Source organism: Faecalicatena faecalis, from assembly GCF_012524165.2.
GTDB classification, from domain to species: domain Bacteria; phylum Bacillota; class Clostridia; order Lachnospirales; family Lachnospiraceae; genus Faecalicatena_A; species Faecalicatena_A faecalis.
This window is the reverse complement of sequence record NZ_JABACJ020000002.1, coordinates 369086-386824: the sequence shown is the minus strand read 5'-3', so window position 1 is coordinate 386824 and position 17739 is coordinate 369086. Positions and strand designations below refer to the sequence as shown.

The 17739-nt window shown below is 46.9% G+C and carries 12 protein-coding genes and 1 pseudogene; 10 read left to right on the top strand and 3 right to left on the bottom strand.

Annotated features, from left to right (window positions below; translation table 11 throughout):
- Positions 1-600 precede the first annotated feature (600 nt).
- Positions 601-1626 carry a MerR family transcriptional regulator gene (locus HGO97_RS04380; protein ID WP_216239804.1) on the bottom strand — a complete coding sequence of 342 codons (1026 nt, stop codon included), beginning with the start codon at positions 1624-1626 and terminating at the stop codon, positions 601-603.
- Between the two features lie 173 nt (positions 1627-1799).
- Between HGO97_RS04380 and baiCD the strand changes: the two genes are divergently transcribed.
- The 4 genes from baiCD to HGO97_RS04360 are packed head-to-tail and all read left to right on the top strand — an operon-like array spanning position 1800 to position 11648.
- On the top strand, positions 1800-5270 hold the full coding sequence (baiCD, locus tag HGO97_RS04375) for a bile acid Fe-S flavoenzyme BaiCD (RefSeq protein WP_216239801.1): 3471 nt from the start codon (positions 1800-1802) through the stop codon (positions 5268-5270).
- A 12-nt stretch (positions 5271-5282) separates the two neighbouring features.
- Positions 5283-6683, top strand: coding sequence for an MFS transporter (locus HGO97_RS04370; protein WP_216239799.1), 1401 nt, complete (start codon positions 5283-5285; stop codon positions 6681-6683).
- The gene (locus tag HGO97_RS04365) at positions 6683-9337 is read left to right on the top strand and encodes a glycosyl hydrolase family 2 protein (protein WP_216239798.1); all 2655 of its coding nucleotides are present in this window, start codon (positions 6683-6685) and stop codon (positions 9335-9337) included. Before HGO97_RS04370 ends, HGO97_RS04365 begins: the two co-directional genes overlap by 1 nt.
- Before the next feature lie 55 nt (positions 9338-9392).
- Positions 9393-11648, top strand: a complete 2256-nt coding sequence (locus tag HGO97_RS04360) for a glycoside hydrolase family 3 C-terminal domain-containing protein (protein WP_216239866.1) — start codon at positions 9393-9395, stop codon at positions 11646-11648.
- A 48-nt stretch (positions 11649-11696) separates the two neighbouring features.
- Here the strand turns inward: HGO97_RS04360 and HGO97_RS24500 are convergent, their stop codons facing one another.
- Positions 11697-11873 carry a TetR-like C-terminal domain-containing protein gene (locus HGO97_RS24500; protein ID WP_408610842.1) on the bottom strand — a complete coding sequence of 59 codons (177 nt, stop codon included), beginning with the start codon at positions 11871-11873 and terminating at the stop codon, positions 11697-11699.
- 192 nt (positions 11874-12065) lie between these two features.
- Positions 12066-12341, bottom strand: a complete 276-nt coding sequence (locus tag HGO97_RS04350; protein WP_216239797.1) for a restriction endonuclease subunit S domain-containing protein — start codon at positions 12339-12341, stop codon at positions 12066-12068.
- A gap of 224 nt (positions 12342-12565) precedes the next feature.
- Here HGO97_RS04350 and HGO97_RS04345 point away from each other — a divergent pair, with 224 nt between their 5' ends.
- From HGO97_RS04345 to HGO97_RS04320, 6 genes and pseudogenes are all read left to right on the top strand, one after another.
- Positions 12566-13021: a MarR family winged helix-turn-helix transcriptional regulator gene (locus tag HGO97_RS04345; protein WP_216239796.1), complete on the top strand. Its 456-nt coding sequence runs from the start codon at positions 12566-12568 to the stop codon at positions 13019-13021.
- A complete protein-coding gene (locus HGO97_RS04340; RefSeq protein WP_216239795.1) occupies positions 13018-13965 on the top strand; it encodes a DUF1848 domain-containing protein in 948 nt (315 codons plus the stop codon). The genes HGO97_RS04345 and HGO97_RS04340 overlap by 4 nt, the downstream gene beginning before the upstream one ends.
- Positions 13953-14701 (top strand): annotated as a pseudogene (locus tag HGO97_RS24375) (radical SAM protein). Before HGO97_RS04340 ends, HGO97_RS24375 begins: the two are co-directional and overlap by 13 nt.
- Positions 14694-15527, top strand: coding sequence for a bifunctional DNA-formamidopyrimidine glycosylase/DNA-(apurinic or apyrimidinic site) lyase (gene mutM, locus HGO97_RS04330; RefSeq protein ID WP_216239794.1), 834 nt, complete (start codon positions 14694-14696; stop codon positions 15525-15527). Before HGO97_RS24375 ends, mutM begins: the two are co-directional and overlap by 8 nt.
- 23 nt (positions 15528-15550) lie before the next feature.
- The gene (locus tag HGO97_RS04325) at positions 15551-16171 is read left to right on the top strand and encodes a sugar O-acetyltransferase (RefSeq protein WP_216239793.1); all 621 of its coding nucleotides are present in this window, start codon (positions 15551-15553) and stop codon (positions 16169-16171) included.
- Between the two features lie 477 nt (positions 16172-16648).
- Positions 16649-17491, top strand: a complete 843-nt coding sequence (locus HGO97_RS04320) for an RNA polymerase sigma factor (RefSeq protein WP_216239792.1) — start codon at positions 16649-16651, stop codon at positions 17489-17491.
- Positions 17492-17739: the final 248 nt, after the last annotated feature.

Sequence of the window (17739 nt, the reverse complement as noted above, 5' to 3'; positions counted from 1 at the left end):
CATTCTTGAAAGTAGGGCGGATGTTGCCGAAGGGTAAACAGTGATGTATTCCACTATAATAATTAGTCCACTCAAAAATTGTTTTTTGTACACCGTATGAAGTATGGGGTAATTCATATAGAAAGTTATTTTCTCTTATTAGTCAGCTTAATTACTAACTGGGCGATGACAATTCCGTTTTGTACAACTTTTTCACGGTTTTTCTCATCTTTTAGGTAATCAAGAGCCTTGTTAATCTGTTCTTCAAGGATTTAAGTTATGAGAAACAGGTGAGATATTACACGGAGAGTATCAATAGCAACCCGGAATCTGAATGTGCCGGGATATATGCGGATATGTAATTGCGTAAAGGGATACATTTTGATAATGCGAATCCCACGGGAATGTGCAGAAAACAAGGGCTTTCAGCGAATATGGTCATTGGCTGGAAGCCCTCTTTTTGTGTGCGGGGAAGATTGGACGGCCGATAAAGTCGATTCGATTTGCCCCCCTCCCCGGAAATTTGAACCCCCTCATGCCTCCGCTTTTGAACCCTCTCAAGGCAAAATTTTTTTAGTGAAACGGAACAACTAAAAAGGCGGTTTGTGTCGATTTGTAACGCTATAGCAGTTTGCACAAATCGATCAGGTTTGCAATACTTTCCAACTGCCCGTGGTAATGGCTTTCGATATCCAAATGCTCCGGGAAGGCGTTCTTCATTCGGGTGAGAACCGGATCGCCTTCCGGGGAGCAGAGCCAGTCGTACAGAAGCTGGCAGATCAGATGGATATTTTGGCAGTAAGAAGTAAATACAGGGTTCAATTCCTGCATAAAGGTTCCGATTTCCGAATCATAAATTCGGTTGATGACGGAAAAAAAGGATTCATAGTAGTTATTCCAAAGCTTGACTGCCGCAGGAGTGTCAAGAGCATGGCAGATATCCATCCTGGCCTTTGCTGCGTAGGCAGCGCAGTCTGCCTGGGACATTGACGTGATGGAAACACAGCGCTTGTTTTCCTGTGCATAGACTTTATCACGCACGGAGGGGGATATGACCGACAGAAATTCATTGATTTTCCGGTAATCCTTGCGCAGCTCCCCGGCTGCAAGCTGATTGATCTTAATCCAAAGATAGTTTTGGTATTCCGTCGGATTTTTTTCAAAGGAAAAAGGGCTTAAGAGGAAACGGTTGGCGAGTATGGCATCGTTGATGCTGTAGGAGTCCTCTGTTTCCTTTGTCGTATCGGGTGTAATGCCCGCTTCCATGCATAGCTGCTTAAGGTCTGAAAGCTGCGGCTCAATTGGGAGCTTTTGCAGGAGAATGTCCATGCTGCCAAGAGTCTGCGCAAGCCGGTCGCATTGGCGGCGGATTTCATTCATATGTGTAGTCAGATAATAGCTGGTCAGTACGGGTTTATTTAGGATGGAGCGGATATAAGGGATGGGCATGTCCACATTGCGCAGACATACGATCAGGGAAAGCTTCGTGCAGTCCGCCTCTGTAAATACATATCGTCCGCTCTGTTCATCACAGGATGGCTCAAGCAGCCCTTCCTTGATGTAAAAATATACATTTCGTTTTGATATCTTGCAGCATTTGCATAATTCTTGAATCTTCATATCTTTTTTGTACAGTCCACTGTACAATTATTCCTCCTTTTTTGGCGGCGGAAAAAGGGCTTACCGTCAATTTTCACAATCAGTATAACATAAAGTCCGCTTTTGGAAAATTATTTTTAGCAGTTTTTCGGTATTGACCATGCAGTTTCTGTACATTGTAAAGTTTTATTATAGAAAAATAGGAAAAGGAGGTTGGGTAAATGTTTGAAAAACTATTTTCCCCAATTCAGATTCGTGGAATGGAGATGAAAAACCGTGTGATTATGCCGGCTATGGGTACAAAGTTCTCCGGGAAGGCAAGCTTTGTAACACCGCAGCACATCCATTACCACGCTGCAAGGGCAGAGGGAGGCACAGGCTTAAATATCGTGGAAGTATGCAGCGTCCATACGCCCAGTGCGCCCAGAGGATTTTTGTCTATCAGCGAAGATGTGTACATACCGGGACTTAAGGAACTGACGGATGCGATCCATTCGGCGGGCGGAAAGGCAGGTCTGCAGCTCTGGCAGGGAAGCCTGGCGGTGGGAATGGATCAGACCGCCCAAATGCTGTTTGCCAGCGATATGCCCGTGAGCGCCGAGATGACCTTGCCGGGCATGAGTGTGGAACAAATCAAAGAAATCGTGGACTGCTATGGGAAAGCCGCCGCACGCGCTGTGAAAGCGGGGTTTGACTGCATTGAATTTCACTGTGCGCATAATTATCTGCCCCATTCCTTCCTCTCTGGGGGAATCAATCACAGGACGGATGAATATGGCGGCAGCCTGGAGAGGCGGGCAAGGTTTCCGCTCGAATGTATTCGGGCGATCCGTGAGAACATCCCGGAAACGATGCCTTTGTTTATGAGAATTGGCGCACAGGACGATTATCTGGAAAGCGGTCTTACGATAGAGGATGTGATCTGGTTTTGTAAAGAAGCAGGGAAAGCCGGGGTGGATGTGCTGGATGTATCCAGAGGGAATATCATATCCCCGGCAAGCAAATATGAAGTGCCGCCGATCGACATTCCGCAGGGGTTCAATATAGAGAATGCGGCAAGAATCCGGCATGAAACGGGTATGCTGACCATCGGCGTAGGACGGATCAACACGGCGGAGCTGGCAGAAAAGATTTTGGAGGAAGACAAAGTAGATCTGGTGGTCATGGGCAGGGCGCAGCTTGCAGACCCGGAATTCTGCAATAAGGCAAAGGCGGGAGCCGTGGCGGATATTGACTACTGCGTGGGCTGCGACCAGGGATGTCTGGACGGATTTTCAAATGCCGACTGCCCGCATATTACCTGTCTGAGAAATCCGGCAGTGGGGCGTGAGGAAAGTTGCCAGATCGTCAATACAAAGAAACCGGAAAAGGTTCTGATTGCAGGCGGCGGTATTGCGGGACTGGAAGCGGCAATTGTTCTAGCGAAACGCGGGCATCATGCGGTGCTGTGTGAGACATCGGGAAGGCTTGGCGGACAGTTTTTGACAGCCGGGGAAGCCCCCAGAAAGGCGGAGATGAAAGCGGCTGTAATTGCTATGGGCAGGAAAGCGGAGCGTCTGGGAGTGGATATCCATCTTCACACGACCGTGACGGGAGAACTGATCCGGGAGCTGAAACCGCATACCGTATTGAACGCGACAGGCTCAGAGCCTGTTATCCCCAAAATTCCGGGTTATGACAGGGAAAACGTAATAAATTCCCATGATGTGTTGGATGGAAAGGTCAGGCTGTCCGGAAATGTGGTAGTGATCGGCAGCGGCATGGTTGGTATGGAGGTCGCGGAGTACCTTGTGGAGAAAGGCTGTAAGGTGACTGCCCTCGAAATGATGAAGGAATACTGCGCCGATATGGGGGCGGCCCGCAAATATTGTGTAGTGGAAAGCGTACAGCAGGCAGGAATTGAAACGGTTACGGAAGTGACCGTGACAGAGATTGCGCAGGGGAAGGTTGTCGGAGAAAAAGCCGGAGAGACGGTGGAATATCCATGCGATTATGCGGTGCTTGCCATAGGAGCCAGAGCAAGGGACGGCAGTGCGCTGGAGCAGGCGGCGCGTGAAGTAGGAGCCGGATACATGGTCATCGGAGATGCCGGGAAGGCGCGCAGGGCGTTAGACGCCGTAAGGGAAGCCTATGATGCGGCGCTTTCCTTTGACGATCCCGAGGTACATGCACAGGTTACAAAGCCGCAAAAGTTAGTGTTCGTCACCGGAGCCACAGGAATGATGGGCCAGGAAACCATGAAGCAGCTTTTGGAGAGGAAGAACCGCTTTAAGGTGCGTATCCTTGCAAGACCTTCGGACAAAAACAGGGAACTGCTGAAAAAGTATAACAGCCCTTCCCTTGAGGTTGTCTGGGGTGATATGGATGATTATGACACGTTGAAACGCTGCGTAGACGGCGCTGACTATGTGCTGCATATTGCGGCGATGGTATCCCCGATGTCAGACGAGTTCCCGGAAAAGACGCTTTACACGAATATCGGGTCAACGCTGAAATTGATCAAGGCGATCAGGGAGCAGCCGGACCCAGACAAAGTACATTTTGCCTATGTGGGAACGGTGGCGGAGACTGGAGGCAGAACAGACCCGATCCACTGGGGAAGGGTAGGAGATCCTGTCAACCCGTCCATCTTTGACTATTATGCCATATCAAAGGTATTTTCGGAGCTGGCGGTGTATGAATCCGGCTTAAAGCACTGGGTGTCCATCCGGCAGACCGGTATGCACCCGGCTCACGATTCAGGTGACGACCCGATCGTGTTCCATATGCCCGCCAACAATGTGCTTGAGTGGAGCACCTCCATTGAATCCGGGATCTGCATGGCGAATCTCTGCGAGGACTGGGTGCCGGAGGACTTTTGGAGAAAGGGGTATAACTTAAGCAGCGGCGCTGGATACCGTAAGACCACCTGGGAGCTTTTGAACATGAGCATGGGAGCCTTTGGGATAGACATTACCCAGCTGTATGACAACAAAATGCTGGCTACCTACAACTTCCATGGACATTATTATTCAGATGCGGATAAGCTGGATGACATCTTGCACTTCCGCTGTATCCCGGCTGAGCAGTACTGGGGAGGCGTACAGGAGGAAATGCGCCGCATGGCGGCAAATCCGATGGTTGCGGCGATGTTCCCTTCGGCGGAGCAGATGAGAGCCAATTATGAGAGAATCGGACATTTGCGCAGGGGGCCTTACTGGATGCTGGAAAACGATGAGGAAGACTGGATCAGGGCATTCTGGGGCTCCAGGGAAAAACAGCAGCAGATCAAGGGATTTGACGAGGGCTTTGCGCTTTATCATCCCAGCGAGGAAGTGACTTACCTTGACCATGGATATGATGAAGAAAAGGGACTTGAGAACCTTTCTTTGGAGGATTTGCAGAAAGCAGCGGCATTCCGCGGGGGAAGCTGCCTTGAAGAAAAGGCTCCGGAGGATATTTACACGCCGATCCGGTGGAAATGTGTTGACGGACATGAGTTCAAGATGTCGGTGAATGCGGCGCTGCAGGGGGGACACTGGTGCCCAAAGTGCCTTGCCCATGAGTGGAAATACGGGAAGATCGCAAAGAAAAACCCGTTCTACGCGCAGGTATGGACGCCGATTCACGGCGAGAACGATGATTATTCCATTCCGATGGAGTACAGCGCTTATGATGTGATGGAAGAACTGAAGGAAAAACTGAGTTTATAGGAGGTAAATAAAATGGCAAAGGAGAAAACAAAACCGAACTGGCTGGACCCGAATACGACAGCCGAAAATGAAAAATTGCCCAAATATGTGAAATGGGCATGGTCATCCAGAGCGGTGTCTCTAGCGATCAATCTGGTATTCATCATGCAGCTGACATATTACTGCACGGATATCCTGCTGATGCCTGCGACACTGGTTGGAACGCTGCTGCTTGCATCCAAGCTGTTTGACGGCATGACAGACCTGGCAGTGGGATTCATCATTGACCATACCCGCACGAAATGGGGAAAGGCAAGGCCGTATGAGATTTTCATTCTGCTTGCATGGCTGTTTACCATTTTGCTGTATTCGACCCCGGAATTTGGCATTGTGGGAAAAAGTATCTATGTTTTCCTGATGTACTCTCTGATTCAGTCCATCTGCACCACCTTTTTAAACGGTGCGGATGCGGTTTATCTTGCTAGGAGTGTACGGAGCAGTAAAAATCAGGTGTCAATGATGTCTTTTAACGGAGCGCTTGTCATGGTGGGTTCCGTGGTCATGTCTGCACTGCTTCCGCAGCTGATTCAGGGGATCGGCACAACGAAAGCGGGCTGGACTGCTATGGCATGTGTCATGGGTATTCCTCTTGGGCTGATCGGTATGCTGCGCTTTGTCTTTGTGAAAGAGGTTGTCACGGATACGGAGCAGAAAGAGGACAGCAAAAAGTCCGATGATAAGGCCAGCAATAAGATTTCTATGAAAGAAGGGCTTAAGTGCTTGGCGAAAAACAAATATATCTTTATCCTTGCCGGAATGAATTTCCTCGTCAATCTGACCACGAACATGGGTACTGCGGCAAATAATTATTATTTCAAATGGATTATGGGAGACATCGGCCTGGCAAGCGTTTTAAGCCTGGCAAGCCTGATTACCCCTGTCATGCTGATCGGTTTTCCGGTACTTAGCAGGAAATTCGGGGCTACGACATTGCTAAGGGTTGGCGCTGTCATATCCGCGGCGGGGTTCATAGTCCGTATTGTCGGCGGGACGAATATGGTAACGCTGGTTCTTGGTTCGCTCCTTATCACAGTGGGTCAGGTTCCGATTTCCATGATGATCAGTATCTATCTGATCGATTGTATGGAGTATGGCGCCAGAAAAACGGGTGTGCGCGTGGAAGGTCTGATTACCTCAGTCAATTCCTTCACAGGAAAGGTCGGGAGCGGCATTGCGTCAGGGCTTCTCGGTATCGTGATGGGCCGTGCCGGTTATAACGCTGCGCTGGCTGTCCAGTCTGCAAGCGCTACGACTGCTATACATATGGTGTTCAATATCATTCCGTTTATTCTGATGGTTTTGTTTGTGGTGCTGGCAGTCATCTATCGGATTGACAAGGATCTGAAGAAAATGAGGGCGGAAGAGGTGAAGTAATGAAGAAAGATTATATTTTTCCGTTTTTCTGGCAGCATGGGGAAGAGGAAGAAACGCTTCGGGATTACATGAGGGTGATCAAGGAGAGTAATGTCGATGCCGTCTGTGTGGAGAGCAGACCACACCCGGATTTCTGCGGCGAGAAGTGGTGGCATGACATGGACATTATTCTGGACGAGGCGAAAAAAAGGCAGATGAAGGTGTGGATACTGGATGACAGTCATTTCCCCACCGGATTTGCCAATGGTGCGATGGAAAAAAAGCCGATCGGACTGCACCGTCAGAGTGTGTATTGCTATAGGAGGGATGCAGCAGCCGGGGACAGGGTGTGCTTTGATGCAGCCGAAGAACCAGAACTGCCCTTAAGCGGGTTCGAGCAGATGATGCAGCAGTTTGGGGCTTACCAGAAGCCGGAGCGCTTGTACTATGACGAAGTGATTCTGGATGCAAGGGCGGTACGGATCAAGGAGGACGGCGCTCCTGGCGAGGTGCTGGAGCTTTCTTTGTCAGCGGATGGGAAAAAGGTGGAATTTACCCCGGAGGAAGGGAACTGGAGAGTTTATGTGACCTATCTGACGCGGAACGCAGGCGGTCACAGGCAGTATATCAATATGCTGGATAGGGAGTCTTGCCGTATTCTTATTGATGAGGTATACGAAAAGCATTTTGAACATTACGGTGTAGATTTTGGCAGTACTATTATGGGCTTCTTCTCGGATGAGCCGGAGCTTGGCAATGGCGGCATGTATCCGGCGGACAATATCCTGGGTACAGATCAGGATCTGCCGTGGAGCAGGGAGTTGGAACAGAGACTTTCCGAGAGCCTCGGGGAGCAGTATGCGGAGAAGTTATATCTTCTGTGGGAAAATGGCGCCAATCCCCATGAGACGGCAAAGGTGCGGTATGCCTATATGGATGCTGTGACAAAACTGGTGCGGGAGTGCTTTTCCGAGCAGATCGGGAGCTGGTGCAGGGAACATGGCGTCTTATATATCGGGCATCTCATAGAGGACAACAATCAGCATGCCCGCACCGGGAGCAGCCTTGGGCATTATTTCAGAGGGCTTGCCGGGCAGGATATGGCGGGCATTGACAATATTGGGAACCAGGTGCTTCCGCAGGGAGAAGATTTGCAGGTTGTCACATTCCTTTCCAGCAGGGACGGAGAGTTTTATCATTTTGTGCTGGGAAAGCTTGGGGTATCATCAGGAGCGATCGATCCGAAAAAGCATGGGCGCACGATGTGTGAGATCTTCGGGAATTATGGCTGGGAGGAAGGAGTGCGTCTGGAAAAATATCTGGCGGATCATTTTATGGTGCGCGGCGTAAACCGTTTTGTGCCTCATGCCTTTTCGCCGAAGGAATATCCGGACCCAGACTGCCCGCCGCATTTCTACGCAGGGGGGCATAATCCCCAGTACCGCCATTTTGGCTGGCTGATGCGTTACATGAACCGTGTGTGCACCCTTTTAGATGGCGGGAAGACTTCCACTCGTGTTGCCATTCTCTATCACGCGGAAGCGGAGTGGACGGGTAAATGTATGCTGATGCAGAAGCCCGCAAGAGTACTTGCCGAAATGCAGATAGATTACCATTTCCTGCCGGCCGATGTATTTTGTGAACCGGAAAAGTACCATGCGAATCTGGATAACGGACTGAAAGTGAATGGGTATGAATATCGAGTCCTGCTGATTCCATACGCGCAATACATTGGAAAAAGCTTCGCACAGGCACTGGAGAAGCTGCCGGAGGATCAGTGCGGGGTGATTTTTGTGGGAGGATATCCGGAAGGATATTATGACAGTGATGATACCCTGTCCGAAAGGATAGCTACGCTGCCAATGGTAGAACAAAAGGATTTAAAAGAAACTTTGGGTAAAATGGGCGTGTTTTCCCTTGCGGATGCCGCAATCTGTCCGGCGGACAAGGACATTCGGATTCTGCATTATCTTGGAGCGGAGGATGTATTTTATATCGTCAATGAGGGGAAAGATGCCTATGAGGGAGAGCTTCTCCTTTCTGATGACAGGAAGCGGTACGAATATGACCCGTGGAGGGACTGCTGTTATCCGGCAGAGATGGTGGAAAAAGAAGGAATCCTGAAAATGCCCCTTTCTCTTTCATCAGGCGAAACGTGTTTTCTGATGGCGGGAACTGCCAAAGAGGAGATGCTTAAGGAGAAGTGCAGGACACTGCGAGATGGTGAGCCCGGGATAGAGCTGCTTGATTTTACGGGGGAATGGACGCGGAGCATAGCGGCGGCAGCAAAATACCCGGACTTTACGGGACACACAACCAAAAAGGAATTCCGAAACGTCGGGGAAGAATTGCCTGATTTCTCCGGTGTCATCCGGTACGAAAACAGTGTAAAGTTGGATGAAGTGTCCCGGAATGTTTATCTGGAAATTGACGACGCCTGGGAAGGCGTGGAGGTGTTTGTCAACGGAGCCAGCCAGGGAATTTTAGTACAAAAACCGTTCCTGTATTCCCTGGGGACTGCACTTCATGAAGGAACGAATGAGATTCGGATTGAGGTAGCGACGACTTTAGAGCGGGAGCGCTGTCAGGACCCGGTACCGGGGCAGCCGCCAAAGAAATTTGAGGACTGCAAGCCTACGGGAATCGTGGGCGAAGTGAAGCTGTACCGAAGGTAAGATTGATAAGGGGGGAAATATTTTGGCAAGAGATATCAAAAAATTAATTGCGGAGATGACTTTGGAAGAAAAAGCCGGGCTTTGTTCCGGCGCGGACTTTTGGCATACAAAAGGAATCGAAAGACTCGGCATCCCATCGGTGATGGTGTCCGACGGGCCTCACGGACTGCGTAAGCAGGAGGGGGAGACGGACCATCTGGGTGTGAATGAAAGCATCAAGGCTGTATGCTTTCCGGCGGCCTGTGCGGTGGCATCCAGCTTTGATACGGATTTGATCGAAAAAATGGGGGAAACTCTGGGAGAGGAATGTCAGGCGGAGGATGTCAGCGTACTGCTCGGCCCCGGCGTGAATATCAAGCGGAGCCCTCTGTGCGGGAGGAACTTTGAATACTTTTCAGAGGATCCTTATCTTGCGGGGAAAATGGCGGCGGCATATATCCGCGGGGTGCAGAGCAAGGGAGTGGGTACGAGCATCAAGCATTTTGCCGCGAACAATCAGGAGTATAACAGGATGAGCTGTTCCTCTGAGGTTTCTCGGCGCACGTTGCGCGAGATCTATCTTCCGGCGTTTGAAGAAGCGGTAAAAGCCGCCCGGCCTAAGACGGTCATGTGCAGCTATAATAAAATCAACGGGGTTTATTCATCCGAGAATCGAAAACTTTTGAGAGATATCCTGCGTGACGAATGGGGATTTGAGGGATATGTGATGACGGACTGGGGTGCGGTAAATGACCGTGTGAAGGGTCTGGCGGCGGGTCTGGAGCTGGAAATGCCTTCTTCCGGCGGCATGAACGATGCGAAGATCGTAAAAGCCGTGCAGGATGGAACACTTGACGAGCAGCTTTTGGACAGGGCGGTAGAAAGGTTTTTGAGAGTGGTCTTTGACTATGTGGATCACAGGAATCCGGATGCGGTCTTTGACCGTGAAGCAGACCATAAAAAGGCGGTGGATATTGAAGCGGAATGTGCGGTGCTTTTACAGAATAACGGCCTCCTTCCGTTGAAACAGGGGAAAAAAATTGCTTATATTGGCGCATACGCAGAAAAGCCCCGTTATCAGGGCGGAGGCTCCAGCCATATCAATGCAAGCAGGGTCACATCCGCATGGGAGGCGGCACAGAAAAAAGACAGAAACGTTACTTATGCGCAAGGTTTTCCCTTTGATGGGGATGTAAAGGATGATCAGAAATTTGCAGAGGCGATTGAACTTGCAAAATCCTCTGATGTGGCGGTGATTTTTGCCGGGCTGCCGGATTCTTTTGAATCGGAGGGCTTTGACCGTAAGAATATGAAAATGCCAGACTGCCAGAACGCGCTGATCGAGGAAATTGCCAGGGTACAGCCCAACATAGTGGTTGTGCTGCACAACGGAAGTCCGGTGGAGGTTCCCTGGGCGGATAAGGTATCGGCAATTCTGGAAATGTACCTGGGCGGACAGGGCGTTGGCGAGGCTTGCGACCGCCTGCTGTATGGAGAGGCAAACCCCAGTGGACATTTAGCAGAGACATTTCCTTACCGGCTGGAAGATAACCCCAGTTATTTGTACTTCCTGGGAGACGGCAAAAAGGTGCATTACGGTGAGGGAGTTTATGTAGGGTATCGCTATTATGACAAAAAGAAAATACCGGTAAGGTGGGCTTTCGGACATGGGCTGTCTTACACAAGTTTTGCTTTTGAAAATCTGCGCGCCTCTGCAGAAGAAATGGACGACGAGGGAACGATAGAGGTAAGCATCGATGTAAGAAATAAGGGAGAGCGGGCAGGCAAGGAAGTGGTACAGCTCTATGTCAGTGACAGGAACGGAACCTTTGGAAGACCTGATAAGGAGTTAAAAGGCTTCGCAAAAGTGCCGCTTGAACAGGGAGAGAGGAAAACGGTTACTTTTAAACTGTGTGCCAGAGATTTGTCTTATTATCACGAGGCGCTTGGGGATTGGTATGCGCCAAGCGGAAGCTATGAAATCTCAATAGGCCCGTCCAGTGACTGTCTGGAAGCCAAAACAACGATTACCTTCCGGACAAAGAAGCTTCTTCCTTTTACAGTAGACGGAACTACAACGTTGGGAGAGTTGTTAGCGGATCCAAGGACAGCGGCGGTCATACAGCAGATGATGGCAGAGGCTCAGAAAGCGATGGCAGCAAACACGCCAAATGAGGAGGCTGCAGACAGCGGAGATATGATGAGCGCGGAGGCAATACAGGCAATGATGCAGGCTATGCCGTTAAAATCCATAGTAAGTTTTGGAATGATGAACGGGGAGCAGATGGAAGGGCTGATTACAGTATTGAACCAGACAATCGGGGCAGTTTAAGAGAAGCACATAATGAAACCTGGATTATTCACGCTAATGGGTGATAATCTAGGTTTCATTTGAAATTTTTTCTAATATTTCCAACAATTCATTGGGAGATTCCTGGAAACCATCCCGGATCCATTCGATGATAATGCCCAATAGGCCAAAAGAAAAAAGCTGCTGTGCAATGTAGTGGATATCCGATTTCTTAGAGTCAGGAAATTCATAAAAAACTGTTCGGATAGAAGGTTCAATTTATAAGTAATCAAATCTTCTTTTTCAGCTCGTATGCGTTCAAGAAGAATAGAAGCAGGCTCATCATTCGGGTCTTGCGGGCCAAGCTTCCCTCGAATGGCGAGGTTAAGAACTTTTGATTTAGTTGCGGATATTAGTTCGAAAATAGAGTTTTTATCACATTCAATTTCTCTAATTTGCTTAAGGCATTTCTCTTATACAACAAAATCCTGTTGTTCCTTTTGCTGAAATTGTAAGACTTGGTGAAAAAACTCGTGCCTCATTTGTGTATCCATACAGACCTGCATTATCCATTCCATTTGAATAAATGGGAACAGAACAACCAGAAGTTTTGAATTTTGAATATATTGTTGGCTTATCTCCACCAGCAAATATTTTCAATGATATATTCGGTATTCTGCACCATTCCCAGCCATCAGGAATATCAAACGGTATCTCATTTTCTATACATTTCACCGTTCCATCCTGAAACTTCTCATAATGCAAACTATGTATGCATCCAGGTTCGTTTTAATCGTTGAACCGTGGAGACATTTTTATTCGATAAATGCATTAAATGTTAGAAGCATTTAATTTTCAAAATGATGTCCTGTCCGCAGACAGTTGACAAAGGTGGGTTAATATAATATAGTAATAGTAAATTAATTGACCGTAAAGAAATTTACCGAAAGAGAGGCGCTATGACCAAGGAAGATAAAAAAAACGCATACCTATATTGTAAATTCAGAGATGAACAGTATGCATTGTATGATGAATATGCGAAGAGGAATGGTCTGCTGATGAAAACTTTGCTGGTTCTGAATGCTCTTTACTATGCAAAGGATGGCATGACTCAAAAGGAAATCACAGACAGGACTTTTCAGTCTAAGCAGACAGTGAATCTGATTATAAAAAATCTTCTGAAAGAGGCATACGTTACGGTGGAAGAAAATCCGGAGAATAAGAGGATTAAGTTTGTGAAATTAACGGAAGAGGGCAGAAATTATGCAAAAAAACCTGTTGTTCACATTACATGGGCGGAGGACACGGCAATGTCCATGTTTACTCCAGAAGAACAGGAACAGCTTATCAGTCTTTCACGAAGATTTACAAAAAATCTGACGAAGCTAATTAACGAAAGTGAGGATGAAACATGATTATTAATACAGGGGCAAGAACGGATACCGTGCAGTTTTATGCTAAATGGCTGCTAAAGCGGTTTGAGGAAGGCTATGTTCTTTCACGCAACCCTCTGTTTCCAAACAAGGTTACACGATATGAGCTGACACCGGACAAGGTGGACTGCGTCGTGTTCTGTTCAAAGAATTATGAGCCGATTCTAGCAGATATTTCTAAAATCACAGAACGCTTCCATACATATTTTCACTATACCATAACTGCCTATGGCAAAGACATAGAACCCGGTGCGCCCTCAATTGAAAAGAGTATGGATACCCTGAAAAGGCTGTCTGCAATTGTGGGAAAGCAAAGGCTGGCATGGCGGTATGACCCTGTTCTTTTGACAGAAAAGTATACAATACAGACTCATCTAAAGACCTTTGAAAATATGGCGAAGGAATTGTCACCTTATGTTGACCGTTGTATTTTCAGCTTTGTGGAAATGTATAAGAAGCTGGAAACTAATATGCCGGAACTGATTCCTATGACCGATACAGACAAAGACAATCTTGCAAAAGGGCTGGGAAAGATTGCAGAAAAATATGGTCTGTATATTCAGACCTGCGGAACCAACGGTGATTATTCACGGTACGGAATCCATTCTTCCGGATGCATGACCTTGGACATTCTCGGCGGGGCAAACGGCATCCTATTCAAGGACTTAAAGCATAAGGGAACACGTCAAGGTTGCCATTGCATTGAGAGTCGTGATATCGGCGCATATGATACCTGTATGAATGGCTGTAAATACTGCTATGCGAATAAGAACCCGGAGAAAGCATTTGAAAATTATAGATATCATGATCCAGATTCCCCGCTTCTTTTGGGGCATTTGAAGGAGACAGATATGGTGCAGCAAGGGGCGCAGAAGTCTTATCTAAAAGGCGGTATTACTTGCGTGCAGCAGGAATTAGATTTGTAATTATCCAAGTGAAACGGCTTATTATCCAGAGGAAGCAGCGTTTGACAAAATCGAATCTGCCTGTCAGTGATTATTCGGTGAATCCTTATGTTGGATGCACTCATGCCTGTAAATACTGCTATGCCAGCTTTATGAAAAGATTTACAAATCATGGAGAACCCTGGGGAGAATTTCTTGATGTGAAACTTTGGCCGGAAATTAAAAATCCACAGAAATATGCGGGAAAGGAATTATTTGTAGGCTCGGTAACAGATCCCTATAATCCCCAGGAAGAATCCTATAAACGCACACGAACCCTTTTGGAACAGTTGAAAGGCAGCGGCGTTAAGCTGAGTATTCAAACAAAGTCAGACCTTGTGCTGCGGGATTTGGATTTAATCCTGGGATTACGGATGTCACGGCGATTATAGACAGAGTAAAAGACCAGTGTAATCTTGTATGGCTGGAAAATCTGAATCTCCGCGGCAGCTACAAGACGGCTATTCTTGCATATATAAGAGAAAAACACCCGGATTTAGTTCCTCTGTATGAGGAAATTTATCAGCATGGCAGCCGGCTTTATTGGGAATCTCTTGATGGGGCTGTCCGCTCCTATGCAGAAAAAAATGGACTCGAATATCTCCGTGACGACGACACTATGAAAAAGCCTTTTGATGCACCGCCTGTGATTGTGAACTTTTTCTATCACGAAGAAATCAAGAAGTCTGCAAAGAGGGGAGGGAGAAAGAATGCCTGAGATGCCGGAAGTAGAAATAATCAGAAGAATCATAGAACCGCAGATAAAGGGACAAAAAATACGGAATGTAAGAATCAATCATGCACAGATTATTGCGTATCCCGAGGAAGGGTGGTTTGTGCAATCGCTCACCGGGCAGACTGTAAAAAATATGACGCGCAGGGGAAAGTTTCTCACGGTTCATTTTGAAAGCGGTGACAGACTTGTACTTCACTTAAGGATGACAGGGCAGCTGCTTGTAACCCCTGCTGCATATCCTGAGGAAAAACATACGCATCTGATAGCAGAATTATCCGGCGGTAACCAGATTCGATACATGGATGTCCGTCGTTTCGGACGGTTCTGGTTTCTCAAAACGGATGAAAAGGATACAGTGACCGGGCAGGATAAACTAGGAGTAGAACCATTGGAGGATGCCCTTACAGCTGCCTATTTGCAGGAAAAGATGGGAAAGCGGAAGAAATCTATGAAAGAAATGCTTCATGACCAGTCCATTGTTGCCGGGATCGGAAATATTTATTCTGATGAGATTCTTTATGCTGCCGGGATTTATCCGGAAGAAAAGTGTGCTAATTTGGGCTCTGACGACTGGAATCGTCTTGCAGAAGCAATAAAAGAGATTATTGCGTGGGGGATTGATACAAATGAAATGACTCCTGAGGAGTATCTTGAGGGCAGAGGCAAAGAATATCGGAATATGCCTCATCTAAGAGTGTATGGAAGAGAAGCACAGCCATGTAACCGTTGTGGGCAGGCGATAGAAAGAATCATGATTGGGGGCAGAAGCAGCTACTATTGTCCGGTCTGTCAGAGAAAGAAAATTTAATAATTGCATAAGGAGATTGTAAGATGACAACAGAAGAACTACTTAATTCCGGGAAATTGTATAAAGTGTGGGAATTAACGAATGATGAGGGAGACTATTACAAGTATCTTCAAATGATGGAGGAATATAACAACGCTGGCTATACTCCGGAAGGAGAGGAAAAAAAGCGGCGGATTTTGAATGAGTTGTTTGCAGAGGTCGGGGAAGGTTCCTATTTGCAGGCACCATATCATGCAATGTGGGGCGGACACCATGTTCATTTAGGAAAAAATGTATATTTGAACTTTAATGCAACTTTGGTTGATGATGCAAATATTTATATTGGAGATGGAACGATGATTGCCCCCAATGTTACGATTATAGCGGCTTCACATCCGATTTCACCGAAACTCAGGGCAGAGGGCTATGGATGTAATGAGCCTGTATATATCGGGAAAAATGTCTGGATTGCATCAAATGTGACTATTCTCCCTGGTGTGCATATCGGTGATAATTCTGTTATTGGGGCAGGGGCAGTCGTTACAAAAGATATCCCTGCAAATGTGCTGGCTGTTGGCAGCCCGGGGCGTGTGCTGAGAGAGATTGGACCGGACGATGATGTATATTATATGCATGGGAAGTTGATTTCAGAAAACTTAGTTTAATAATAGATTGGATTGGTAAAGCTATTTGGAGTCTCATAGTCGGTTCTTTTAAACCGTCATATATACAAAGTTCAGGCGGAGCCAGTTTGAAGATATGTTTAAATCTGGATGGAAATAATGCACTATAGGTATAGTCCATAATACGATATAGGTATTTGCGGGAAAAAGCAGCGGTAATAAAATGAAAGTGGTTGAGAATTGATATGATATACTTTTAAGAGATTTGGGAGACAGTGAAGTAGTTGAAAGTTAGAAAATATAGTTATCAGGAAAATTAAATTCTATAGAAGCAGAGATACATAGTGTTTCCTGGAATAAAGGTCCTGGCGGTCTTATCTGCCAGGACTTTTGCTTTACCGCGTTATTATTTTGCGCTTATTTTGGGTGAAATGATTTTTACAAATAATAACTTTTCTTGTCACAACTGGTCAGAAAGATTGTCTAATAAGATATAATATAAAAAATGGAGGTAGTATCATGCAAAAGAAAGAATCAGAATTGATTGATCAGGCGGTAAATGGAGATAAAAAAGTATTGGAAAGTCTTCTTCTAAGTGTTCAGGATATGATTTATAATCTTTCACTGCGAATGCTGGGAAGTCCACAGGATGCAGAAGACGCCGTGCAGGAAATCATGATTAAAATAATTACACAGTTGTCGACATTCCGCAAGGAGAGTACGTTTTCCACATGGGCTTACCGTGTAGCTACCAATTATCTTATCAACTGTAAAAAGTCCATGTTTGCACAGCGGCCATTGAGTTTTGAATTTTATGGCCAGGACATCAATATGGGGGTTGTCCCTAATACAGAGGATTTACTGCAAGGGGTAGAGGAGGAAATACTGGCAGATGAACTAAAAGCTTCCTGCACCAATGTCATGCTTCAGTGCCTGGACCCTGAAAGCCGTTGTATCTATGTGCTGGGGCTGATGTTTAAGGCAGACAGCAGGGTATGTGGTGAAATCTTGGGGTTAACTGCCGAAGCCTACCGTCAGCGGCTTTCACGCATCCGCAAAAAGGTAGCTGCATTTTTAGGGGAATACTGTGGGCTTTCCGGTACAGGAAAGTGTAACTGTCAGAAACGTGTGGGATATGCAATCCTGACGCATAGACTTAATCCCGGGAATCTCGAATACAGATCCCTGGAGAAGCTGGACCATTCTACTACTGCAGAATTTACAGAAGCGATGGAAGAGATGGACAGACTGTCCAGTGTTTTCACACAGCTGCCTCAATACCGCTCTCCTTTAGATGCAAAGAGTTTCCTTAATAAGCTGCTGAAATCCGACAGTATGGATGTGATCAGGACGGAGAGCTAAAATGACAAGGGAACCAGAGGTAAAAGAGCTGGTAAATACGAGGCTGGCAAGCGGATACGGTGAATGTGATTATGATTGAGTCATTAATATGTGAGAGAAAAAATATAGCTCTGCCCGAGGAATTTAACTATTTTGGTCAGCTTATTGGGAGTTGGAAAATTGACTATGCAGATAGTAACAGCTCCAGGGTAATAAAAGGGCAATACCTAGCACTTCTCGGACAAAAACGACGGCGTTATTGGACAGAT